Origin of the sequence: Neorhodopirellula pilleata, from assembly GCF_007859915.1 — a bacterium.
GTDB lineage: Bacteria > Planctomycetota > Planctomycetia > Pirellulales > Pirellulaceae > Rhodopirellula > Rhodopirellula pilleata.
In genome coordinates, this window is sequence record NZ_SJPM01000013.1 from 108,889 (window position 1) to 133,803 (window position 24,915).

At 55.6% G+C, this 24,915-nt stretch carries 18 protein-coding genes; 8 read left to right on the plus strand and 10 right to left on the minus strand.

Translation table 11 applies throughout. From position 1 onward, the window contains the following. Positions 1–74: 74 nt before the first annotated feature. From Pla100_RS23715 to Pla100_RS23740, 6 genes are all read right to left on the minus strand, one after another. The gene (locus tag Pla100_RS23715) at positions 75–1,988 is read right to left on the minus strand and encodes an adenylate/guanylate cyclase domain-containing protein (RefSeq protein WP_146580854.1); all 1,914 of its coding nucleotides are present in this window, start codon (positions 1,986–1,988) and stop codon (positions 75–77) included. 100 nt (positions 1,989–2,088) lie between these two features. Beyond that, a complete protein-coding gene (locus tag Pla100_RS23720) occupies positions 2,089–2,466 on the minus strand; it encodes an alkaline phosphatase family protein (protein WP_146580855.1) in 378 nt (125 codons plus the stop codon). Between the two features lie 132 nt (positions 2,467–2,598). Beyond that, positions 2,599–3,861 carry a hypothetical protein gene (locus tag Pla100_RS23725; RefSeq protein ID WP_146580857.1) on the minus strand — a complete coding sequence of 421 codons (1,263 nt, stop codon included), beginning with the start codon at positions 3,859–3,861 and terminating at the stop codon, positions 2,599–2,601. Continuing rightward, entirely contained in the window at positions 3,858–5,513 is a 1,656-nt protein-coding gene (locus Pla100_RS23730) for a hypothetical protein (RefSeq protein WP_146580859.1), read from the minus strand. The genes Pla100_RS23725 and Pla100_RS23730 overlap by 4 nt, the downstream gene beginning before the upstream one ends. Positions 5,514–5,987: 474 nt before the next feature. Continuing rightward, positions 5,988–7,715 (minus strand): type II secretion system protein GspK, encoded by a 1,728-nt coding sequence (locus tag Pla100_RS23735; RefSeq protein WP_146580861.1) that lies wholly within the window; start codon positions 7,713–7,715, stop codon positions 5,988–5,990. 3 nt (positions 7,716–7,718) lie between these two features. Continuing rightward, positions 7,719–8,705: a prepilin-type cleavage/methylation domain-containing protein gene (locus tag Pla100_RS23740; RefSeq protein ID WP_146580863.1), complete on the minus strand. Its 987-nt coding sequence runs from the start codon at positions 8,703–8,705 to the stop codon at positions 7,719–7,721. Positions 8,706–9,249: 544 nt separating this feature from the next. Between Pla100_RS23740 and coaD the strand changes: the two genes are divergently transcribed. Continuing rightward, positions 9,250–9,771 carry a pantetheine-phosphate adenylyltransferase gene (gene coaD, locus Pla100_RS23745; protein WP_231603471.1) on the plus strand — a complete coding sequence of 174 codons (522 nt, stop codon included), beginning with the start codon at positions 9,250–9,252 and terminating at the stop codon, positions 9,769–9,771. Positions 9,772–9,781: 10 nt separating this feature from the next. Then, positions 9,782–10,687, plus strand: coding sequence for an AraC family transcriptional regulator (locus tag Pla100_RS23750; RefSeq protein ID WP_231603473.1), 906 nt, complete (start codon positions 9,782–9,784; stop codon positions 10,685–10,687). A gap of 416 nt (positions 10,688–11,103) precedes the next feature. On the opposite strand, the gene Pla100_RS23755 is transcribed toward Pla100_RS23750, so the two are convergent. Continuing rightward, entirely contained in the window at positions 11,104–12,423 is a 1,320-nt protein-coding gene (locus tag Pla100_RS23755; RefSeq protein WP_146580869.1) for a S1C family serine protease, read from the minus strand. A gap of 137 nt (positions 12,424–12,560) precedes the next feature. Here Pla100_RS23755 and Pla100_RS23760 point away from each other — a divergent pair, with 137 nt between their 5' ends. From Pla100_RS23760 to Pla100_RS23770, 3 genes are read left to right on the plus strand one after another with little or no spacing between them, the layout of a single operon-like run. Further along, on the plus strand, positions 12,561–12,791 hold the full coding sequence (locus Pla100_RS23760) for a hypothetical protein (protein WP_146580871.1): 231 nt from the start codon (positions 12,561–12,563) through the stop codon (positions 12,789–12,791). After that, on the plus strand, positions 12,763–13,206 hold the full coding sequence (locus Pla100_RS23765; protein WP_146580873.1) for a cytidine deaminase: 444 nt from the start codon (positions 12,763–12,765) through the stop codon (positions 13,204–13,206). The genes Pla100_RS23760 and Pla100_RS23765 overlap by 29 nt, the downstream gene beginning before the upstream one ends. Before the next feature lie 35 nt (positions 13,207–13,241). Next, complete coding sequence (locus Pla100_RS23770) at positions 13,242–14,327, plus strand: hypothetical protein (RefSeq protein ID WP_146580875.1); 1,086 nt, start codon at positions 13,242–13,244, stop codon at positions 14,325–14,327. A gap of 82 nt (positions 14,328–14,409) precedes the next feature. Here the strand turns inward: Pla100_RS23770 and Pla100_RS23775 are convergent, their stop codons facing one another. Further along, complete coding sequence (locus tag Pla100_RS23775) at positions 14,410–16,650, minus strand: alpha-mannosyltransferase (protein WP_197168186.1); 2,241 nt, start codon at positions 16,648–16,650, stop codon at positions 14,410–14,412. Positions 16,651–16,795: 145 nt separating this feature from the next. On the opposite strand from Pla100_RS23775, the gene Pla100_RS23780 reads away from it, so the two are divergent. Beyond that, positions 16,796–18,847: a serine/threonine-protein kinase gene (locus tag Pla100_RS23780; protein WP_146580879.1), complete on the plus strand. Its 2,052-nt coding sequence runs from the start codon at positions 16,796–16,798 to the stop codon at positions 18,845–18,847. Positions 18,848–18,865: 18 nt separating this feature from the next. Here Pla100_RS23780 and Pla100_RS23785 read toward each other — a convergent pair whose 3' ends face one another. After that, a complete protein-coding gene (locus tag Pla100_RS23785; protein ID WP_231603476.1) occupies positions 18,866–20,236 on the minus strand; it encodes a hypothetical protein in 1,371 nt (456 codons plus the stop codon). Between the two features lie 5 nt (positions 20,237–20,241). After that, complete coding sequence (locus tag Pla100_RS23790; RefSeq protein ID WP_231603478.1) at positions 20,242–21,591, minus strand: hypothetical protein; 1,350 nt, start codon at positions 21,589–21,591, stop codon at positions 20,242–20,244. A 241-nt stretch (positions 21,592–21,832) separates the two neighbouring features. Between Pla100_RS23790 and Pla100_RS23795 the strand changes: the two genes are divergently transcribed. Both Pla100_RS23795 and Pla100_RS23800 read left to right on the plus strand, forming a co-directional pair. Continuing rightward, the gene (locus Pla100_RS23795) at positions 21,833–23,185 is read left to right on the plus strand and encodes a Gfo/Idh/MocA family protein (RefSeq protein WP_146580881.1); all 1,353 of its coding nucleotides are present in this window, start codon (positions 21,833–21,835) and stop codon (positions 23,183–23,185) included. Between the two features lie 196 nt (positions 23,186–23,381). Beyond that, complete coding sequence (locus Pla100_RS23800; protein ID WP_231603480.1) at positions 23,382–24,515, plus strand: endonuclease/exonuclease/phosphatase family protein; 1,134 nt, start codon at positions 23,382–23,384, stop codon at positions 24,513–24,515. The last annotated feature ends 400 nt before the right edge of the window (positions 24,516–24,915 follow it).

Genomic DNA, 24,915 nt, shown 5'->3' on the forward strand with positions numbered 1-24,915 from the left:
CTCGCTCAGGCGTCGGGTTACGATTAAGTCAACAGCCCGCTAGCGGCGGGCGTTGCGGTAGAGTGATGGACGCGTTATTTGTTGACCAGTTGCAAGACAGCGTCGACGGATTGTTCGCCGCGCACGATCGCGTCGACGACGCGTTGCAACAACATCGTTGAGGGCGTGTCTTCGGGATGCGTATCCATCAACGATACGAGCACGCGGGCGGCTCGGGTCAGATTATTGTCATGAAAATTCTGCAGAGCCTCTTCGTATCGATCTTTCAGATCGTTCCAAGCGGGCGTCGACTGGTGAGCGAGCTGGTGAATTCGCAAATGCGATTGAACACCGACCGGTCGGACGTCGGCAATCTGCCGAAAGGTGATGACGCTGGTATCGCGGCTTGCCTGGACCGCTTCAAGAGTCGACTGGGTCACCAAGGCGGTGACGCCGAACTGCTTCGTCATTCCCTGCACGCGACTGGCGATGTTGACGGTGTTGCCCAGTGGCCCGTACTTAAACTTGACGCGAGAGCCGGTATTACCAACGCGAGCGTTTCCCGTGTTGATTCCGATGCCGATGCCGAATCTCTCAGGCGTGATGTCGCTCCATCGCTGCCGCAACGGCTCGACTTTTTGCAGCATCGCGAGTGCCGCCTGGCAGGCCAATTCGGCGTGGTGAGGTTGATCGGCCGGGGCACCCCACATCGCCATCAGTTCATCGCCGATGTAGTCCACCAAGACGCCGTCGGTTGCCAAGACGCACTCTGATAACTCCGTCAGGATGTCGTTGATCCATTCGATCGTCCGTTGAGGACCGACGCGTTCGCTGACCGCGCTGAACCCTCGAATATCGCAAAACAGAACGGTCACCTCAGCATCGCGTCCGGACAACAAGCCTTCATCGGCTTGCAACGAAGCGAGGACTTCCGGCGAGAAGAACTGGTTCATTGATGAACGCAAATCGGCTTCGCGACGTCGTCCCGCTTCCTCTTTTTGCCGAGCGATTCCTGAAGCCACGGCCGCCGCCATGACTTCGATCAGGGCCGCCTCCAAATCACCGATCGGGGCGTCGGGCGAATCACTGCCCAAACGCCGATCACCATAGAGAGCACCAATGACATTATGATCGTAATCAAACATCGGTGCGGCCACCGCTCGACCCAGTAACATCAATGATGACCCGATCGATGACAAATAGTTCTCGGGCTCAAAAATGACGGTTTGTTTATCGAGCATCAGCCGATCAAGTAACCGACCGCTGCCTTCGGGAATTCCTTCGGTGTCGTTACCGTCCTCGTGCTTCCACGACTCATTGTTTTTCCTGGAATAGGTCGACCGCAAGGTCCAATGATTATCGCTACGAAGCAGAACGTAGGCGTGATCCAAGTCGACCATCTTCGCCGTGCTTTCAATCGCCGCTTGAAAGAACTCGTCACTGCCTGCGGCTTTTTGCACCACCTCCAGTGCCTTCTTGACCATCGTAACGGCCAGCCGGCCCCGCTGGTCGTCTTCGTCACTGCGCAGAAGGTTTCCCAGATCGGCGGGTTGGTCGTCTTCGCTTCCCGGGGGTATCCATTGCATCGTCCGCAATGAATCGCCGGCAAACGACTCGACGGCGCTATCGGCCGGCTTGCGAAGAGTGTTCACCGGTTCCATCCTCACCGAACAACTTCGTGTGATCACGACAGTCGTCGGCGTCTTTACCGAGTATTCATGGCCCGGAGGCAAGGGACCGGTTGGATCCCCGATCAAAAACGTCAATCGAGGGTGAACGTTTCGCACGACCAAGCCGCCGTTTTGGTCAAAATCCAAACGGATCGCGGTCCGGGAAACCTCGCGAACGTCGCTCGAGGCGATCGTGACACGATAATGCGTCCCCAAGTCCAATACCTGAAACGCAGAAGGCTCGTCCGGCTTCTGCCGGCCTAGCTCGGCGGGCAGGGGGATGACCGAGGACCATTGCTCCCGGTTGTCTTCAAAGATCGTGATCTTGGCTTCTAACACGGCGAAATAGGAGCAGGCGGAAGAGTGGGAAGGAGTCCATTGTAGTCGATCGGACGGTTCGGCGAAGTTAGAAAGCCTCTCCCAAAAAGGACGCTTGGTATCACCAAGCTGGTTGTACCATTTGAGCGTCGACTTTTTCCCACTCCGCAACCAACTCGTTCAATAAACCTGCATGCCGGTCGGCCAAATCGTTTTGTTCGGCAAAATCGTTCTTCAAATCCGTCAACGTCCAAGCCAGCGACGCTCCCTTGCCCGCCTGTCGAGACACCTTCCAATGGCCACGACGCAGCGCCGCCCGCTCACCCACTCGCCAATACATCGGACGCTCGGGAAGGGCGTTTTGAGATGCCCCGAGATACGGAATCAGATCGTCGGCGATGATCAAGACAACATTGGGCCGGCCGGCGTAGCCGAGTTCCGCCGATGCGATTGCCAAGACAATTCCAAGCGCAACGACTTGCGAGGTGATGCGTTTCATGAGATCCCTGACTCGATCGGACGAAAGTGTTTTCGCGTTAGAAATCGTGTCACGGCGGTCCCCACCGTGAATCACGGTGGGGACCACCGTGCCACGATGCAGCCTTCCCCAAACTTTTAAGCCGACAACGTCTTACGACTTGATCGCGTCACTGAGTTTGTCCGCCGGTTTTAGTTCGTACGACTGACCGTCGATCTCGATCATCACGCTTCGAGACGTCACGCCGGTGACCTTCCCGCGAACCGTGCCGATCTCGAACTCGTCACCGACTTTCAACTTCAGCGTTTGGCCCCGAGTACGGACGCTCATCCAGGCCGTCCAATCATCACGTCCATGGACCAATGCCGTCAAGAAAGTCTGAGTGGAGTCGTCGAATCCAGGTGACGGCGGTGTCGGCTTGGGTGGCGGAGGTGGCTCTTGAGTCTTCACAAGAACCGTTTGCGTCGTCTGCCGGGACGGATAACCGTTGTCGATGGCGGTCACTTGGACTTCGATCGGAGCCAGCTCCGCAGATGGAGTTGGTGATTCCTCGCCGTCAACCGATTCGCCTTCCGTCGGCTTTGGAGGCGACACGATCAATCGGCCGCGAGATTCATCCCACATTGCCCACGGCGGTAAGTCACCGTCGATGGTCAGCCGGATGTCATGCTTCTCGGGATCCTCAAACTCGAATTTCAACTCATTGGATTGACCGATCGTCGCCACCAACTGCTCCGATCCGCGATAGCGTGGTGCCTGATTGGGTGGCTTGAAAAAATTGCGATTCAGGATGCTGTTGCGGTAGTCTTCTTTGGATTGCGCAATCCGCCATGAGGGTTGGTCCGTTGGTGTCGGCGGATTCGTTTCCGCAATGCTCAAGGAGATCGCGTCGATCACCATCACCACGCTCAGCGTGTCTTCGGTTTCCTCTTCCGAAACTCCCCGGCGGGCGGCCTTCGTGACGGGTGCGAAGTTGAGATCACGGATGCGATGCAGCTGATCGCGAGCTTGCACCTCATAAACCAAATCAAGCAATCCGGGCAAATCGGTCTTACCCGACAATCGAAAACCGTAGCGACGATACAAGTCTCCGACCGGAATGTCGCCGACCGGATCGACGATGGCGTCTTGAAGTCCGACCTCTCGGACCGTCTCGAGCAGCCAAGATTGAAACGAGCTTTGAGCGATCTGGGGATCACTCGAAAGCGAGCGGATTTTGTACTCGCCCATCTGCCGCTCGGCCTCGGCACCAGCTAACCAAGTCATCTGCATTGTCTCTGCTTCGCCGGCCAATGAGTTCAGCCGGTTCTGCCTAAATCGCAGCGCACCTCGGTACTGATTGAAGATCCACTGCGCGGCAACGACAAAGACCAAGCCACCGATAATGATCGACAAAAATCGTTCTCGCTGGGTCATGCTTGCACCTCTTTCAGGGTGAGTCCATTGTCATTCGCGGTGCGTTCGATCTCTTCGTCGGCACTCACCTCTTCTTCGGTGGCATCCGATTCCTCGGTGGCATTCAATTCGTTGTTCATGTCCTCACCCTTGATCTGGTCACGAAGTTCTTGCTGTTGTATCCGCTCGTACCGTTGTGATTGAACCGCATCGGGTGCGACCAAGATGGTCTGCGTCATCTGCCAACGGTAAGCGTCCTCGGTTGCCAATTGAGTGACCTTGTCACCAATGATTTGATGCGAGTCGTCTCGCATGGTGGCTTCAAATTCGTCGATCACAGCTGGCGATGTCACACGCCCCGAAACGACCAGACGCCCGCCACCATCACGAACTTCCGACGCCGCGTTCACTTCTCGCAGGATCAACTGATCCGAACTCGGCATTGTCGTCGCAAGTCGTTGCAACTCTTCGAGCCAGTTCACATCGCCGTTGAGGAATTGATCGATACGAGCGGTTTGGTCGATCATGACTTCGGCGTCGTCGGATTTTGATCGCAACTCCGCGTTGGCGAACATCTGCTGTTCGATCTGACGGTCGAGTCTCGCGAGATTGCCCCAGAGCATCCACACGATCGCCGCGACGACCGCGACGGGGACACCGACCATGGCGGCTACCTTGCGGCGGTCGGTTGTGACCTCGATCGTCTTGCGAGGATTCTCGAAGTCAATCAATTTGTCCGCGTGGCCGCTGTTGGCGGCTAACAGGCCGACCAAGGGCGCGAGACGTCCGACGGTTTGTCCCACGGACTGACGGGCCGAATCGTCCGCGCCGACCAGTTCGAGCGGATCGATCAATTGAGTCAAACAGGCGGCCTCTTGTTGTTCACTGAGTCGCTCGCCCAACTTTGCGATCTCGACCGCGTGCCGATCGGCAACACCCCACATGATCACGTTGCAATTGGTGCCTGCGGCACCGCACGCCATCATGCTGCGGCGGATTTCGCCAGCCAACGCATTCGTTCGAGCCGGCATTTCCGAAGGCAACCGAACCGAGCGGACGAAGACGATCTGACTGCGCCTCAGCAGGACGATCTCGGCTTCGTCACTGACCAAGTCGATCAACGCCAAGGTCGAAGGTCCATCGGCGAGCGAAGTGACCGGTCCCGATTGGGCAATGCCTTTTCCACGATTCTCCAACACGAAAATGCGGTACAAGGCAGCCGAGGCGATCGGCCTCAACGCGATCCGCTGGAGCGTCCATCCGGTCGAATCGATGATCTTGTGAATCGGCTTGAGATGATTCGGTCCGGTTGCTGAAACGATCGCCTTGATGCCTTGATCGTCGACTTGGGTCGTGATGAAGTCCACCGTCGCACTGTCGCCCGCCGAAGCGAACTGCCGGATCGCTTGAAAGCGAACCATGTCGGGCAGCTCCTCGACCGGTACCGGCGGGAAATCCATCTGACGCAGCTCCGCTTGGTCGCGACCGACGGCGACCAAACACGGGCACTTTTGAAGGGAGTATTTTGCGATCAGCGATTGCAGCGTCGCAACCAATCCGCTTTCGCCCACCGGAACGATCGCGGCATGGCGCAACCGTGTCGAGACGCCATCGGACTCGCCGGCGACCAAGCGAATTTGTTCATCATCCCAATCGAGGGCAACAGAGAGCATGAGATTTTTTATTGAAGATTGACGATTGACGATTGAAGATTGAATTGGGCAACCCCAAGTTTACTCGAAGGTCTGCTTTAAACTAAACTTAAACTGAATCTAAGTGGTGATCGGGAGGCGGGAGCCCTCTTGATAGGCCACATCTTTTTTGACCCCCACGAGCTTGTCTCGTGGGTGAATTAGGTTCGCCAGCTAGACAACGACGCCCTCCCAACCTTCCGATTTTCACTTGTGCTCGCCGCTTCAAGCGGCGAGCACAAGTGAAAATCGGAAGGTTGGTCGAATTGCGGCTTGTGTCTAGCTTGCTAACCTCGGCTTCCTGCCAGACGAGCTGGCAGGGGAGCATGAGGACTTGTGGCCTATCAAGAGGGCGGGAGCTTGGGAACGAGTGCACCAGTGCATCGCGTGCGGATGCCGCGATAACTGCAACTCGATCGGTTAGCGGCTGAGTCTGAGTACTGGCTAGATAAGTTTTCACTGGGTTGGATTCCCTCCCAAGACCGAGGCATCGAACCCCCGACCCAAATGTGTCAAGTCTCGATAGGCGACCAGTTGAGGGTTGAGCGTTGTGGCGTCGATGATCGCCTCGCCGCGAGACGCCAAACCGCTCGAGTCGTCGAAGCCGATGATCTGTGCTCGGAAGACGCTGCCGCCGACGGTCACCAACGGCAGCAACGCTCGCATCTGGTCCAACGTCACGATCCCTTCGGTCAACGGCCACGTCTCGTGGCTGCGATCGGTCGATGAATCCAATGCTGTTCCGGTACCGCCGGAACTGCGGGCTTCCACGATCGCCGCCATCGTATCGGCATCCACCAACGGCAATCCGGCAAGAATCTCCACTGGGGCCTCGTTCAGGTGAATCCGCCCCGGCAACACATCGACATCTTGCGAAGACAACTGGTCCATGAGCAACGGCAAGTACTCGGCCATCAAGCTTGGCTCGCCGATGAATGGTGACGCGTAGGTGACCGCGTCGTCCCCCTCGCCGGTCGTTACCTTGGCGTCGATCAAGTCCAGTATCTGATTGATTTCAACCCCCGCGCCAGCCGTCAAATCAAACGATTCCATGGCGTCGACGGTCCAGGGAAGTGGCGGATCCTCGTCTTCCTCCGCGTTGAGGGTCTGAGACACCTCATCGCCGCCGGCTCCCAACGCAGCTGTCGCTGCGGCGGATTCGGCTAGCGTCGATTGGCCAGACATCCTATAGGCGACGATGAATGACGCAAACGTTTCATCACCGAGCGCGGACATCAATTCGTCGTAGAGAACTTCAAGGTCCTCTTGGTTCACATGGATACGGTCCAATCCGGCAGCGGTCTTGTTAGTTTCCGCACCATGAATGGTTAAGTACGATGCCCAACCGAGGACGCCTTCGGTTTCAATACTAGCGGCGGTGCGTTGTTGCTCGTCCAAATCCAAGACGCCGTTGCGATTGATGTCCGCCCCGAAAAGTAACTGGGGCGTCACGCCTCGAACGAGCAACAATTCTTCGACCGTCCGTAGAGGTCCGTTTGCCGCCGCGTAGGGCGATGGAAGCGACGAATAGTACTCGTCTTCACACCCGAGTGGACGCGGTTCGGTGTCTTCGTCGATCCAATCAAGGATCGCGTCGGCGGTCGCTTCGTCCATTCCAGGCAAGGTCATCAACAAAGTCACGGCGATGTTCTCGGCATCGAGCGACTCAGTTTCCGATTCACCTTCGACTGCACCGGAGGTGCCCGTCGCGATCCCCAACATCCCTTCGACATCAACACTTCCGGACGATAACGTCGACAATGTATTGATCGCGTCGGAGTTTTCTTCGAGTACCAAGAGGGCGTTGATGTTCAATCGTGCGGATTCGTTCTGAAGTCCGAATCGAATTCCGCCCAAACGTCCTTCTTCGGTTAGGCCTGTCGCCACGACCGTGAATCGCTGCGCCGATCCGTCCGCTTCGCTGTTGATCGGAATGCCTCGGAACATCGCCGCGTTGTTGTACAGCCCGCCGGAAGCGTCGAGCGATTCTCGAGTCTGGGTTAACGTCAAGCGAATGGCCTCGACTCCTGAATCGACGTTCAAGCGAGTCTGGACCAAGTCGCCGCTCAAGTAAGCCGACTCATCCGCAGCGAGCATCAATTCGGTAAACGAGTAAACCGCCATCGTCGCCACCGCGATGACGACAAGCACGAGAATCAGAAAAAAACCGTTGCGTTTCATCATGATTCAAAAATCCTCCGTTTCGGTCGCCGCTTGTCCCTGAGCGAGATACACGACGTGGGTGAACGTTCTCGTGTTCATTTCTAGCGTGACGCGGACGGCCGGCGGGAGCGAGCCGAGTTCGTCGGAGTTGATCATCGGCAACCAATTGACCCCGTCAAAATATTCGAATGAAATCGCGGTGACTTCCGAGGCGATCATTTCGCCTGAACCGGCCAATCGGGCGATGCCGCCTGTCGAAGCGGCCTGCACATGGATCGCCCGATCGATCGACCGACGGACCAACCCGCCCGTCATGAAGACATCGTCTTCGGTCGGGCCGGTCGACGGCGGGATTCCCGCCGAAGCAGCCAAACGCTCCAGCGCGTCGTTATCGTTACCCGAACCGGCCGGTTGGACGAAGTAACTGATCGTCTTGATGTCGCTGGGACGATCCAACAGTTCGCCGTTGGAAACCGCCAACGCGGGATCAATCATGGTCTCTTCGAGCTGCGGCAAACGGCTGACGTCGATCTGCAATTGATTGACATTGCCGATCAATCCGGGCATCGTCAGCACCGTTCCCCCCAAGGCCAAGTCGACCGAATCGGCCGCGACGATTTCCGATTCCTCCTCGGACATCGCTGTCTCTTCCCCGGTGCCTGAATCCTCCGGCAGATCTTCCTCGCCCGCGATCCCGCTGTCGGTCCCCGATTCGGAGCCGCCACCCATCATTCCCGTCAAACCCGCCATCGGCGAAGCCGCCGCCGAGAGGACTTCGGAAAGGGCCTCGGTAGAAACAGGTGTGGTTGTGACCGTCATCCGCAAGTCGTCTTCGATCATTTGCAAGACCGAGGTCGCGATTTGGGTTTGGCGAAACGAATCCTCCGCCGTCGACATGTCCCGAACATAAAACGACATCGCACCGCTGATCAGCGTCATCAATACGACACACATCGAGAGCGTCAACAGCATCTCGAGGAGGGTGAAGGCGGTACGAGGTTGGGTAGGCATTTTTTTTAAGTGGCGAGTGGCGAGTAGCGAGTAGCGAGTGAAGAGTGAAGAGTGAAGAGTGAAGAGTGAAGAGTGTTGAGTGAAGAGTGTTGAGTGAAGAGTGATGAGTGATGAGTGATGAGTGATGAGTGTTGAGTGTTGAGTGTTGAGTGATGAGTGATGAGTGATGAGTGGTGAGTGGTGAGTGGTGAGTTGTGAGTTGTGAGTGGTCTGGAGTCTGGAGTCTGTTAGGAGCTAACAGCCAATCGCTGGCAGCAATCAAATCGCCGGGTCTTCGCCGAAGCGGCTACGACCCAGCCTACTCTTCACTCTTCACTCTTCACTCTTCACTCTTCACTCTTCACTCTTCACTCTTCACTCTTCACTCTTCACTCTTCACTCTTCACTCTTCACTCTTCACTCTTCACTCTCCCCGCCGGGTGTTCGGCCAGCGCCAGACGCCACCACTTTTTGTTCCCGCGGTGCTAAGATATAGCGTCTGGGCATGCGTCCCTGGCTTTTCGTATTTCTTTCCGCACTTCTTTTCGCACTCAAAGCATTTCTCTTGAACACGCCGAAGCCTTCGGAATTGTCTCATCGAATCGCGGTCTACACCGGCTCGTTCGATCCGATCACGTCGGGGCACTTGCACATCATTCACCGTGCATCTCAGCTTTTTGAAACACTCGTCATCGGAATCGGGATCAACGCTGACAAACGGCCGTTGTTCGATTCGGCCGAGCGGGTGGAATTGGTTCGCCGGGTGACCGACGGGCTCCCTAACATTCGCGTTGAAACGTTCGACACCCTGGCCGTCGATTTTGTGCGATCACTCGGTAGCAGTGTGATGGTACGCGGCATCCGGCCACTGACCGACATCGCCGGCGAGTTCACGATGATGATGGCCAATCACCAACTCGACCCGGCGATCGAAACGGTTTTCCTGATGGCAGACGAACGATTCGCGCACGTCAGCAGTTCGTTGCTCAAACAAATCGCCGCGATCAGCGACAATGACGAACATCTGGCTAAATTCGTGCCCCGTGAGATCATTCCGGCTCTACGTGAAAAACTGCGAAACGCGTAATGAACCGCCGATGAACTCGCGATTTCAAGAAGTCCGCCTCGCGTTGCAGGAAGAGCTTCCTCCGTGGGGCGTGTTGGTGTTTGAAAGTCATCACGCAAGCGAATTTCAGATGCCTTGGCGGACGCATGCGTTTGCCAAGATCGTCTACGTCCTCGAAGGTGCGGGTAGTTTTGACATCGAAAAGAATGTGATCGATTTCTCAAGCGGCGATGTGATTTTGATACCGCCGGGAGTCCGCAATCGAATCCGTGATTGCGAGGGCCAGCCGGTCAGCCTTTACGCCGCGTGCGTTGCGGAGTACGTAATCGACTGTGTGCCCGGGCTTGGCAAGCGAATGCGGCCAACCAATTGGTCCGACGAACCGCGACGGACGTTGGCAATCGCATCGGTGTTGCGACGGATGGTTTGGACGCAAGACCATCGTCAGGCCGCAAGATCGTTCGAGATGTTGGCCGACGCGTGGCGATTGTTCGGATTGATCGCGGAAGAACCGTCGAATGATTCATCCCCACGATCGCTTCGAGATTCCAGTCGTGAAATCCTGCCCGACCGTGAAATCAATTCTGACGGCGAAATCCATTCTGATCGCGAGATCGTCGAGCAGTATGTCGAAGAATTGAATACAAGCTTTTTGGATGCTCGCTCGATCGATCAAGCGGCGGAAACCTGCGGTCTTTCGCGGCGAGCGTTCACGCATTGGTTCCGCGAAGTGACCGGAACGAGCTGGCTGGCTCACGTGCGTCAACTCGCGATCGATCACGCATCGGTGCTGTTGCGAGATTCTGACCTGCCGATCGTTTCGGTCGCGTTCGAGGCGGGCTTTGCGGATCTGTCGACGTTCTATCGCCAATTCAGCAAACGCGTCGGCCTTTCACCGGCGGCCTATCGTGACCAATCGCGAAAACCGAATTGCTGAAAATCCCAACTGGTTACTAGGCTCCCGTACTCTTCATACCCCGTATCTTTTTTGACCCCCACGAGCTCGTCTCGTGGGTGAATAAGGTTCGCAAGCTAGACACCGAGGCCCTCCCAACGATCCGAGTTTAACTTGTGCTCGCCGCTTGAAGCGGCGAGCACAAGTTAAACTCGGATCGTTGGGAGAACTGCGGCTTGTTTCTAGCTTGCCAACCTCGGCTTCCTGCCAGACGAGCTGACAGGGGAGCAATAGATGAGGACTTGTGGGGTATAAAGAGGGCTCCCGCCTGACGATCGGTGGAGAACATCGGGGGGTGAGTGGCAGAGCGTCCAAGACAGTGCGGTCCCAGACGGGAGCGTTGGGAACGAGTTCAAAGCGGGCAAGTTCGCGTGGGCTGGTCGTTCTCAACCCAACGTTTATTTCGACTCCACCGCAGTCGGATCTTCAAGAGGAGCGAGGACGATTTCTTTGAGCAACTCTTCGCCGTTTCGATAGATCTTGATCGTTTGTGTTGAACCGACCGGCTGGCGCTCGACAACCTCTTGCAAGGCCCCTGGTTTTTGGACACGTTGGCCGGCGAATTCGAGGATCACATCCATATTCTTGAGTCCAGCCAGATCGGCGGCCGATCCTGAAATCACTTGATAAACAAGCACTCCCAAATAGGCGGGCAGTTTTAACTTCGTCGCCACTTTGGGATTCAATTCGGCCAAGCGAATGCCCATGGCGGCGCGGCGGACACGTTCGAACTGAGCCAACTCGCGAGCGATCCAGCGGCTTTGATTGGTCGGAATTGCAAATCCGATTCCTTGGTAGCCGTTGTTACGCGTGGCGATCGCCGTGTTGATCCCGATCACGTCGCCATCGAGGTCGATCAGCGGACCTCCGGAGTTGCCTGGATTGATCGCCGCGTCGGTTTGAAACAATCGACCTCGGCGGATACTTCCGAGAGTGCGGTTCTTGGCACTAATGATCCCCGCGCTGACGGTCGCTTCGAGTTTGAAGGGGCTGCCGATCGCGAGCACCCAATCGCCGATCTCCATCCGGTCCGAGTCACCCAAGGTCGCCGTCTTGAGAGGCAAATCGGTTTCGACTCGTAATACCGCCACGTCGCTGTCCGGATCGCCGTAAACGTCGCTGGCGGCAAGTTCGGTTTCGTCGGGCAATTGAACCACGACGCGACGGGCGTCCGTGATGACGTGGTTGTTCGTCAAAATCCAATAGGCCGATCGATTCGGCAAATTGTTTTTGTTGCCGTCGACTGATCGGGACGCGTCGAAACCCAGGTCTACAATGACGCCGGATCCCAAACCGGTCAAAGGCAAGCCGTCGTCCTCGCTCGTCGCCGGAGGTTGGGGCCCGAGCGCTTCGTCGCCCGGTGGAATCTCTTCGATGTCACCATCCGAGTCCGAATCCAGTGTCGCTCGCGGCTCGCCTGAATTCTGCCCGTAGGAGAAAACGGTCACCACCGACGGCGTCGCCTTGCGGGCGGCTTGGCGAAACGCCTGTGACAACGCACGAGCGTCGCTTTTAACCGAATCTTCGGTTTGGGAAACCTCCGGGGATGCCAGCGGTTCGGTCTTCAACGTGACGACTTCCTGTGCGAACGCAGCCGGAACCGTCGCAAAACACGCCAGCAACCAGATTTCCACTAACTTCGATTTGATTGACCAGAGCGAGTGAAAGTGATCCGCCAACAGGCAAGAAAGTGATGTCCGAAGTGCGCGAGAGATCATGGATAAAATCATATTGGGAACGAAAACGCCTCAAACCCCAGTAACGCTCGACCGGGGATCAATTTCGTTCATGATAGCGGCTTGTTTCGGCGACGAACATGATTCGCCTGCGGGATGGTTCGGTTAGGTGAAAAATCATGGACAAGAATCCATTAAATTTTATCAATCAAAGCTCCGCCGATGGATTGTTTGGGGCTGCCGATCGGTTTACGCTGAAGGTCCGCGAAGGCGTCAATCACCCCTGTGTTGCCAAAGCAGCGGGGGCGTTGAAGACGTTTTGCGGTTCCGACTTCTTTTCATTCTCGGTCGAGGGGGACATTCGTGTCGCTAATCTCTGTCATGACATCCGCTCATCATTCCATTCCTGAAATGGACGCTCCGTCCGAAGACGACGTTTCTCGATTGGTTCAAGCGGCCGTGTCGGCCCGCGATCACGCTTACGCCCCTCATAGTCACTTTTATGTCGGTGCTGCGGTGTTATTGCATGATGGTCGGATCATTCCTGGATGCAACGTCGAAAACGCGAGCTACTCCCTGACACAGTGTGCCGAACGGGTCGCCGTGACGTCCGCAGTGGCGGCGGGCTATCGGAATTTTTGGGCCGTTGCGATCGCGAGCATCGGCGGTGCGATGCCGTGCGGCGCGTGTCGTCAAGTCTTGGCGGAATTCGGCATGGACATCTTCGTCTATACTGTCGACGTCATCGACGGCGAACGCCAAATGCGTCGACTTTCCGACCTATTGCCCGACGCCTTCTCCAACTCCGACATCCCCTCATCATAACTTCACTCTTCACTCTTCACCGCTCGAGCAGCCTCATGATCCGTCTTCGCCGGGCTCCCCACCAGAGTCGTCTCCCGTTCCATCACCTTCTTCTACTCGGTAGTATTTTCGGCGGCGGACTGATTGAGAACGCTGACGTGGCGAACGCTCAGACGTTCTCGCAGATTGGACCTCGTTACCCTGGCGAAGTGATCATTTCCGAGCGAGTGATCACGCCCCGCGCCGAGCCTTTGCCGGCTCCGCGGCAAGGCACTCTCGCCGGCCCTCAGTCATCGAGCCGTTCTAATCCAACGTTGTCGATCGCGGACAATGAACCAATGTCATTGTCCGACGGCGGCTTCAAGTCGGATCGCTCACTCGCCGACCAGCCGCCATTGTTCGCGCTCGGTCACGAAGTTTGGAAACGAATGCTTGAACTCGAACGCGAGAACGCGGAGCTGCAAGCGAACTTAGACTACGAACGCAAGTTGGCGACGTATTTTGAACACAGCCAAAACGTACAGCGGAATCTGAATGCCGAGATCGTGACGCTGCGTCAGAAGATCGAATCGTTGCAATCGGAAAGCAACCAATCGCTGAACCGGGCGATGGCTAGCGTGAGTGAATTGACCAAACAGAACAGCGAGTACGAAGACGAGATCCGTACGCTACGAGGCGAACTGGCCAAAACGACGAGCCCCATCCCTAACAAAGCGGTCCAGTCGGAAGTACTAGCCCCCAAGCGGATTCAATCACGCTTGGCCGACGTCAAAATCGCCGAGTCCAACGACCGCAAGAAATCCGATGCCAAAATACCGGCATCTACCGAATTACCAGCTCCCGGTGAATTGCCAGCACCCGGCGAATTGCCAGCACCGACAACCGTCGAGTCGAAACAGCCATCAATGGCTTCGGAACCCACAAAAGAGCAGCCGAAGACTGACCAAGAGAAGGAAAATCGCCAAGAAGGCACTCTCGCGGTGATTCCGATCGGGTTCGAAATTGGGGACAAAGCAGCCAAGCCCGCCGACGAAGCGAACGCAGAGGATACTTCAAAGGATCAAGACCCCACTCTTGAAGCCGAGACCGGGCTTGAGGGTGGGGCATTGGGCCCGTTGGGACGCAACGGCGAGGAAAAGTAGCCTCGTCGTCGGGTTTACTGCTAATGTCGCGAGATCAATCGGTGACGCATTCTTGAAGTAGCGGCGACCTTCAGCCGCCGTTTCAGAAAACGCCAACACCGACCGGCGCGGGGAGTTGGTCGATCAATCGGTATTGAAGTGAACCTAATAAATCCCGATCGAGCCGATCGTTCACTTGGGCCAACAACGCGTCGTCGTATTGCGATAGAAACCGTTGGGATTGGTAGTAGTTCAAGTCGAAGGTTCGATCCCGAATCTGTTCATCCGGGCCGACTCGAAGCTTCTCATCAACGAGTTCGGGATTGAGACGCGTCAACTTCAGTTGCCTTTCTAGTGTTCGCAAAACCGCAAACTGATCTTCTTGAATCGTTTCGGAACGAACGACTTGGGCAAACACCGGATCGATCGCCATACCAAGCCACATGCGGACGAGCAAATTGTATCGATCGATCGGATTTCGGCCCTGATACGTTCGGCTGGATCCGAGAACAAAATCGGCGAAGGAGCACTGAGTCCGACGTCCCTGTTTTTCAAACCGGTAAAACGAGGCGAGCCAGGAGTACGGATGCCGCACACAGATGACAAACTTCAACGGGTTGCCGTGAATTTGGTCGCCCTGGCACCACAAATTCGGCCCGTGCTTCCATCCCAATTGATTTTGAAGGACATCGGTTGCAAAGTTCAGACGCAACAGGTGACTGATCAGGTTGGTGCAGCTTCGCGGTAAACCATAGATTTTGACAAAACTTTCCAACTTGAGACCTTGCCTCGAGATCTTGTTTTGTCGGTTATCGTCGTTGGCGATCACGGCCCCTCCGCCGCTCGCCAGTTCGTTCAACCCGGCGGCAGAAACCATCGCCGTCTGTGCCGACCATGTTTCGGTGTCGTTGTTGATATCGGACGTCGACCGAGTCGGATCGTCGGAATGATCAACATCGTACTGCATCGCTTCGGATCGAATATCAATCGCGGGCTGCGGTTGCAGGACGAGCGGGTTGACGCTCTGGGAAGGCGGGCTGAACAGTTGACAATCGAAACGAACCGACGGTGGTTGCTTGCGGGCCGGTGAGCCATTGACCGACACCCGCTCGAATCGATCGTTGGTTTCTTCGAGTTCACAAGTCAGTGTGATGGTTTCGCGACGGCCGGCCACCCGCGTCCCGGTCCATTCATGATTGCCCTTCTCGAGCAAGATCGGAGCCGCTCGGTCGCCCATCAAGGCGAGACAGATGGTCCCGTCGGGTTGCTCGAGTAATTGCCAATGGGTCGGCAATTGACGAACGTTGCCAGATAGCGTTCCTCCGCTTTCAAATCGCGTCGTACCAACGCAGCGACCGTCGAGCCAGCAGCTCACCTTGGTGGCGCGGGTTAGCCGGTCTCGTTCATCCCGGATTGTTTCGCTGCCCCCAACGCTCCACTCGTCGAGGATTTCGTTCCAAGTTTGGCGGAGTTCATCGATGAATCCGAGGCAGACGTCTTCGTGTTGGAACCCGGCGATACATCGATTCTGAGGTTCGATGGTCCACTTGGCCCTCGCTCGATGTTGAAAAATCACCTGACCGGTCGGATCGAGTTGATAGAGGACACGAAAGTTGGGTGGGCTGCTCGGACCGAATGCAACCGTGTTGAAGGCACGACCTAATCGATGCCATGCGAAACGAAAAGTATCCTTGTCTCCATAGACGTAGTGGTAGTACACATCGGCGTTCTGATTGAAATACAAACACAAGTTCAGCTCACGCCAAACCTTTGATTTATCTACCAACAATTGTCCGGATTCACACTCGGGTTCTTCCCGAAAGGGCACATTCATGATCTGCCATGCGGAAGGCTGGACGGTCCCGTACGCGGATGTTTCTCCGCGATAGCGATCGGTCCAAAAAAGACTTCCGCTGCGTCGATAGGACCGGTCTGAAAACAAGTATTCGGGGTCACGCACCGGAAGCGAATCCGAATCCAAGTAGAGCACCTCGCGAAACGCACTGTGAATGATCGCAAATGGTTTGATTGCCCACCCCGGAAGACGCGCCACACCGACGCGACGCGCAACATCACTGGCGTTGACACAGACGACACCGTATGGCTCGAGCAACGAACGCATCGTCGGCGTCATCTCGGCGTCATCTCGATGCCACAGCTCAATCGGAAGGGAACAGCCGAGATGACGAATCAAACGAACGTTGACCCAAGCTTGAATGAAATAGGTCGGTCCTCCGGCACAAATGACGATCCCCTTTCCCTGGAACGAATTCGACGGGTAATCCGGCAAATCGGAAATTGCGTCGGCCGCACTTTGACGTAGAAAAGCAGTGGCATCTGACATGTTGTGATCGCTTTGGGTTGCGGGGGGAAGCCTTTTACCTAAAATGGCGTGCATGACAGGAATATAATCGGGCTCCCACCAGGGTGGTATGATGCTCAGGTTAAGAGGGGATCAAATCACATTATTTCGCCAAACTGACTGACTTATGGCTTTCATCCGTGTCGTTGAAAATGGCGTGCATCGACTCGATCGCGCCGTCCCTGACGAATTTCAAGAATTGGGGTGCGTCTTCTATCTCGAAGAGTCGTTTGTCGCCACATTGTCCGTCGGCGGTTCGGTGGAGTGCGGCAACTTCACGGTTTCTTTTTTGAAAAATGATCCGGCTAACACCAAACTCACCCAGGAATCCAATCCGACATCCGCTGACAGCGATGTTCCGAGGTCAGTTCGGGTATATGAAGAGACCGACGACCTGCAGACCAAAGACCCTCTAATGGGGGACCCGGAAACGATAATGGCGGGCACCCACTGTGCCTCCGAAATGGCCGACGATCATTCAAGTTATCCGCAAATACGCCTCGAAGTGTTGCCTCGCATTCCGGGCTATGACTTGCAGTCGAGGATCGGACGTGGAGGAATGGGGTACGTTTGGAAAGCGATGCAATTGTCAACGCACCGGATGGTCGCGTTAAAAACGATTCATCCTCGACGGCTCGGAAATGTCCGAAACCAAAAACGCTTTCAACGTGAAGTCGAACTTGCCGCTCGATTGATACACCCGAACATCGTTCGGGTGTATGACGCGGGGAAGATCGCCGGCCAGCACTACTATTCGATGGATCTCGTCGAGGGAGTTCCTTGGAGCCAGTATGTACGCAAACAACGCCCCGATCGCGCGAAGGTCTTGCAACAGTTGATCGAAGTCCTCGATGCGATCGCCTATGCTCATTCCCAAGGAATCGTGCATCGAGATTTAAAACCCTCGAACATCTTGATCGATAAACATGGCAAGGCTTGCGTGGTCGATTTCGGATTGGCCAAACATCGCGACTTAGAATCGGAAGGCCTATCCGAGCAGGGCGATGTGATCGGTACACTCAATTTTATGTCACCCGAACAGGCGTCCGGGAATGTGGCATTGACCGATTCACGTTCGGACGTCTACTCGCTCGGAGCGGTGCTCGTTTATTTACTTGGAAACGGTCTATCGGTTGCCAAACTAGGCGAACGCCAAGACTACATCCGACTACTCAGCGAAGGTGCTCTTCAAAAACAAGCCCTCGAGCTGCTTGAGATGGATCCAGCACTCCGAGAGATCCTCATGAAAGCGTTGGCACCACAACCATCGCAACGTTATCAAGATGCGGACGCTTTCGCATCGGATCTCAAGCACTACTTGGCCGATGTGGTCAGCAGTGACTCCAAGGCGGCCTCAATAGCTGGCACGGAGACACGATCAAGCACGGCGTCCACAACGAAAGCGGCCCTCTACCTTTTCGGTCTCGTTTTTACCGTCGCATCAGTCGGCTTTGTCATTTGGTGGTTCGCGCCCAAGAACGCCCCGGCGTTTTCCGCATTGGACTCCGGTCAAATGTCTGGCATTTCGATTCCGGACGATCCGTCGGTGTCAATGACGCCGCTTCAGAAATTAGAGAGTCAGTTTGAAGCTTCGTTTACATGTGACGGAGAATTAAGTAGTGAGGCTGAAACGACCGCCGGAGTCGGGAATGAGGACCCTGCCAATTTCTCCATCGTTCATCCAAAACGATGGCCGTTGGTGGGCGTGAACTTGAGCACCTATCTGTTCAAAAGCAAACTGATTATCAAAACGATTCAACCGATTTTTCGCGACCCGGTATCGGGGCGTACCGAGACGTCACAAATGCTGGGTCGCTTGAACCCGGACTGTCGATTCGAACAGGTGATCGCCAAATCGGGATATTACGTTTCCGGACTTACCGCCGTCGGTGGTCGACGGGTCCATTCGCTGAAGCTCATTTTTCATCGCGACGAATCAATACCGTCGCCGGAAACCGGCGTGGCGACATTATCGCCGGTCAGCACGAAAGCTGTCATGGATGACGGCGACACCGGTCGCCGATACGAGTCGCCCTGGTACGGACAAGAAACCGGCGAGAACACATTGAATTCGGAAATCAAAATAGGTGATTCCGAATCAACCGCCATCGGGATCCGATGTTCTTACGAAGTCGATCTCCATCAGATCGCGTTGATCTTCCCACCCGATCAGGACTGAGTCGTTGGAATCATTGTTTTAGGAAGTTCCGTCAAGCGTCTCGGCGAATTGCCAATCGACTGTCAGTTCTGGTTCCGTCTCTCGCAAGATCGTCTTGATCGCGTCCCTTACCGAAGCGTCCAAATGCGGGTACCGGTCCGGCGTGGTATCGCTTGACAACACCCGGCCCAACTCACTCATCACGGCTCCCCGAAGTTCGGGTTGCAGGGCCGCGAATGCAGCCGAGTGGACCAGATAACTGCAGGGGTATTTGAACATCCGTGTTTGCAAATCAAATTCACGCAGTGATCGGCCTTGTGAGTCGGCCACACCACGTTGGACGAACTCGCTCGAAAACGTGATCGAACCTTTAATTTCGTTCTTGAATTCCGCTTCCTCATGAAACAACAACGCATCGACCACTTCGCGGGCGAGCAATCGCAATTCAGCTTGCCATTCCTGACCTTGTTCGCTCAACGAGTTGTCATTTGATGTGTCCCTCGGATTGTCGATTGCTCGTTCGAAAACCCGTTTGCGATGGGTGAAGTCCGCCCGCGTCAACGTGTTGTGCATCTGGGTTTGGTGTTCGAGCACCATCAACGCCACGATATCGCTGTACGGAGTTAGGTACTCGTAGGTATCGAACTCATCTCGCAAGCTCAATCGGTTTGCGTTCTGAACCGTGTCCAAATGACCGCCACGTAAATAGGTGTTGCCCATGTGACGCATTTCACCGTGGCGTCCGGTCACGTACCAACCGCCCCATCGCTCCTCCAAGGGGCTGGTGTGATCGGTGATGAAGGATTCACGCTGCGAGGCGATGCCTCCGTCGAATTCCGGCACGACACTGCGGACGACATGACCGGGGACGCCTTGACTCATACTCGTCGCGTGACACGACAAACAGTCGTAGGTGGCCTGAGTGATATGAGGCAGCCTCTTTGGGAGTTTTTCCCCGAAGCTTCGTTCAGGCTCCGCATTGACGGTATAGAACGCAGCACCCAGCATAGGGTCGAACGTGGAAATCTCCATGATCGGACTTCCGCGAACCCATCCGACATACGTGTCGTCGTTGAAATAAATCGCGCGCGGGTTGCGACGAGAGATATATCGCACCTGCAAACTCGTTTTGGAAAAAACGAGCGTCTGCGTCGATATCGGGATATCAAGTTCGGCCAATAATGACTTCAAGTATCCGGTCGATCCGTCCACTTTCAATTTCGTTTGCCCAGACTCGATTCGATCGATCAATCGGCTGACTCGATTGCTCGCGGGCGTCTTGCTGTACGAAATCGGTGCCGCTTCGATATCGATGGCCACCGAAGAAACCCCTTGCCCGTTGACGAACTCGGGGCACGTCATCGCGATCGATCCGATCAAAACGATCAGCAATCGGCAAACCCACATCATCAAACTCATTTCAATGTCACGGTATCGGGTTGAGGGGAATCCTTACCAAACAACGGATGGGTGTCACGGAGGATCTCCAGAATTTCCTTTCGCATCGTGGCGGTCAGATGCGCGTACTCGGGCGATTGATCGTCACCGCGAAGGATACAGTGTACTTTCGCGACCGTTCGCGAGCGGGCTTCATCGGGCAATCCCATGAAGGCGTCGCTGCCGATGAGGTAGCTGCACGGGTATCGGAACATTCGGTTTTTCAAATCAAACTGCCGCAGTGATCGATGTTGCGAATCGAGCTTGCCTCGAGACTCAAACTCGTCGGCGAACTCGGTCGACCCGCTCACCGAATCGGTCAAGACGAACTCGTCACAAAACAACAGTTGTCGGACTAAATCGTCGACGACGGAATCAATTCGACGATTCGCGCTTTCGCTGAGATGATCGGCGGGGCGTTCGAGAAGTTCATTCATTTGGTAAGACTGATAGATCGCTTGGCGGGTTTCGTAATTGGCCGCCGCGATCGCGTTGTGCATTTGCGTTTGATGCTCGAGCACCATCAACGCCACGATGTCACTGTGCGGCGAAAGGTAGTGATTCGCGTCGAAGTATCGCTCCAGAGCAACTTGGTTGGCACCGCTTTCGCGATCGAACTCGTGTTCATCACCGCGACAGATTGTGTTTCCCATGTGCCGCATCGACCCGTGTTGTCCGGTCACGTACCAACCGCCCCATCGATCTTCGAACTCGCTCGTGTGATCGGTCGTGAACGTACCACTGCCTAGCTTCGGGCGTCCGGCCGCATCGGAGAACACACTTCGGACGAGATAACCGGGCACGTTTTGCGTGCGACTGGACGCGTGACACGACAAGCAACCGCCTCGATCGCGGACAAACTCAAGCGATTCCTGTTGCGTATTGGCGAGCGTATAAAACGTCGCGCCCTGCTGAGCATCGGTGGCGGCAAACTCGAGCACATCGCCTTGTTGGCAATACCCGACATAAACGTCATCGTTGAAGTACAACGCCCGGGGACGACGCGGTGAAATGCGATGCAACTGCAAGCTGGTTTTTGAAAACACGAGCGTTTGAGAACTGACCGGCACGTCCAAAGCTTTCAAGACGGCGGGCAAGTAGCCATGCCGATCATCAAACTCGAGATTTGCTTTCCCGGCTTTGAGTTGTTCGGCAAGGACCGCAACCCGGTCATGAACTTCCGCGTTGAGATAGTCGATCGGCGGATGCTCGAATCCGTTGCGCTGCGCCAACGCTGTTTCGGAGAACCCGCCGATGACGATCGTCAAGCCGACCAGGAATCCGAGATAAGACGGCACACGTGCGAATCGGTACGGAAGTTCACGCATGATGAATTCCAAAGTGGTGGGTGGGAAGCAAAATGATGCTAAGTAGGCGGGACCGCAAATGCGTAAACTCATGGTACCCACATCATATCTGCACGTCAAGGTGCATATTAGAGGGTTCGTTGAATCGGGTGCGTGCGCGACGCTTCGGTTTCGTCGCCGACAGTGGTGACGAAACGCCCCGACGGGAATTATCCTAGAGTCATTCTGCTTTTCCGTTTCCCCACTGTGATTGGCTTTCATCATGGACCGACGTTCTTTTCTCACTCAATCCGCGATGGCTTCCACCGCCGCCGCGCTGCATGGCCAGGCCTATGCCGCCTCGACAACGCGTCCACGTCGCGTTTCGTTGATCGGATGTGGTTGGTACGGAAAATGTGACCTGTTGCAACTGATGAACATCGAACCGGTGGAGGTCGTTTCCTTGTGCGACGTGGACTCGCAAATGCTTGACGAGTGCGCTGAACTGATTCAATCGCGTCAGAAGTCCGGCAAGCGTCCTCGAACGTACGCAAATTATCTTGAGCTACTCGCAGAAAAAGACTTTGACATTGTCTTAATTGCCACGCCCGATCATTGGCATGCGTTGGCAATGATTGCGGCAGTGAACGCCGGGGCGGACGTCTATGTTCAAAAGCCGACCGGCGTTGATACTCTCGAAAGCAAAGCGATGTTGGACGCGGCGCGGTCGACCGGCCGAGTCGTGCAAGTCGGTACGCAACGTCGTAGCACGCCTCACTTGATCGAAGCGAAACAACGTGTCGTCGATGAAGGGTTACTCGGTGACGTCGCGTTCGCCGAGGTGTGTTGCTATTACCATATGCGAGCCAATAAGAATCCACCTGTGACGCAACCGCCCTCACATTTGGACTTCGAAGCATGGACCGGCCCCGCACCGATGCGTCCGTACAACGAATTGATTCATCCGCGATCGTGGCGGGCGTTCATGGAATACGGCAACGGTATCGTGGGCGACATGTGCGTTCACATGCTGGACCTGACTCGTTGGCAATTAGGATTGGGATGGCCCAAACGGATCAGCAGCACGGGTGGGATCATGGTGCAAACCGATTCGATCGCCAATATCACCGATACACAAACGGCGACATTTGATTTCGACGATATGGACGTTGTTTGGACTCATCGCAGTTGGGGCAGCGCCCCCGATCCGAACTACCCTTGGGCGTCGATCATCTACGGCGAAAAGGGCACATTGAAAATGAGTGTCAATCGATACGATTTTGAGCCACGCGGGGGCGGCAAGAAACTCAGCGGCGAAGCGGTCATCGAGCTGGATCAGTATCCGACCGACGCGACCGACCAAGAAAAATGGCGGCTAGAGTTACATGTCGCATCAGCGATCCGCGGTCACATGCGAGATTTCCTTCAAGCGATTGATACACGCTCCAAGCCGGTCGCCGACATTGAACAAGGGCATATCAGCAGCGCGTCGTGTTTCATGGCCAATACGGCATTGGAACTGGGCCGAACGCTTCATTTCGATCCCGCCACGCACACGATCCTCGGTGATGACGAGGCGACCGCTCAGCTTCAACGCCCCTACCGTGATCCTTACGTGCATCCTGCCAGGGCTTGACGCGTTGCCCTTGCGAGTGACCAGGCGATTTTTGTACTGACCACAATTCGGCGGTTGGAACTCCGTCAACTCATCCGAAGGAATCGGATCGAAAATCCATTAAGGCAGGGAAGCCAACGTGGTCCAGTGGTTGTGGTCACTCATACAAGGAAAGAAACGAAGCACGCGCGGCCGACAGTCCGCTGTTGGGTCGCTGGTGCGTTGGTTCACACCAGGGCTGACCGTTACGGGAGTCTTTGCGTCCATCATCGCCGTTCTTACCGGCCAGGTAAACTTGCCTCGGCTGGACTCCTTTCGTGGCAGCGAGCCGCCTGTTTACGACGACCCGATCTCCGCTTCGGTTTCGTCATCAACCCAGACATGGCATCCAACCGAGTACTCGTCGGCCCGCGCTCCGAATCCATCGATACCGAGCCAACCCGGGGCGGTCGGTACGTTCCCCAAAACTACGGATACGCCAAGCGGCGTTTCACCGGTCAGTTTGAATTTGCCCGGCGGCTCGTTCTCGTGGAAGTCGCCAACAACCATTCGGATTGCGACGTTCAACATTCAAATGTTCGGCGAAAAGAAATCAAGCGATCCGGCGATCATGGCTCAACTCGCGGCGATCTTTGCGCAGTTTGACGTCGTTGCCGTCCAGGAAATTCGCGGCGATCCTGAAGTACCGATCGGCCGTTTGATGCAAGCGATCGCAAAACTCGGAGGACGCTACCAAGCGATTCACGGTCCACCTTTAGGTCGTTCATCGCAAACGGAATGCTATGGCTTTGTTTGGGATCAAACCCGGGTCTCGCTTGTCCCTGACTCGAACTATGTTGTTGACGACCCGGTCGACCGGATGCACCGCGAACCGATGATCGCGAGCTTCCAAACGACGTTTTCACCGGCCGACGCGAGGCAACCGTTTCGCTTTACGTTGATGAACGTTCACACCGATCCCGATGAAGTCTCCGGCATCACCGGTGAGAACGAACTCAATGTCCTCGACGACGTTTTTCAAAGTGTTCGTAACTTTGAATATGAAATCTGCGGCGAAGACGACTTCATCATGCTCGGTGATCTCAATGTCGATGTCGGCGGGTTGAAACAGTTGGGCGAGATTCCCGGAGTCGTTTCCTTGGTCGGTGATGTGCCGACGAACACTCGGAAGACCAAGACTTACGATCATTTGCTGCTCGATTCTCGCGTGACGACCGAGTACGTCCGTCGCAGCGGCGTGATGGACTTGGAATCCTTCTTGGGTATCGACATGGAGGCGGCCACCAAAGTTAGCGACCATCTGCCGGTGTGGGCCGAATTTAGCGTCCACGAGTCGCCCCGAACCTACTGAAACCTTCGCCTACTGAACCCGCTAGTGCTTTGTCCAACTTTAATTGTAGGATTAGCCGTTTTGGCGCTAGCGGGCTGTTGATTTAGTTTGCATCGTAACCCGAAGCGTGTGCGAGGGACACCAACAAAGGATTTAATAGCGTTCAATCCCTCGCTGACGCTTCGGGTTACGATTCAATCAATAGCGCGCTAGCCCTCAATCAAGCGACTGCTGACTGAGGTTTTGGCTGAATTTTGGCGTTCATTACAGGCGGACCGGGGGCTCGGCTTGGTGTTGGTTCGTGATCGAATTGGCATGGCGGTGGTCTTTCGTGGCTGGGTGGTTGCGGCGGTACTGAAGCATCCAGACTTCAGCTTCAACGTGCGTTGTGCAGTCAACTTCGCAGCGGCATCGAGACGTG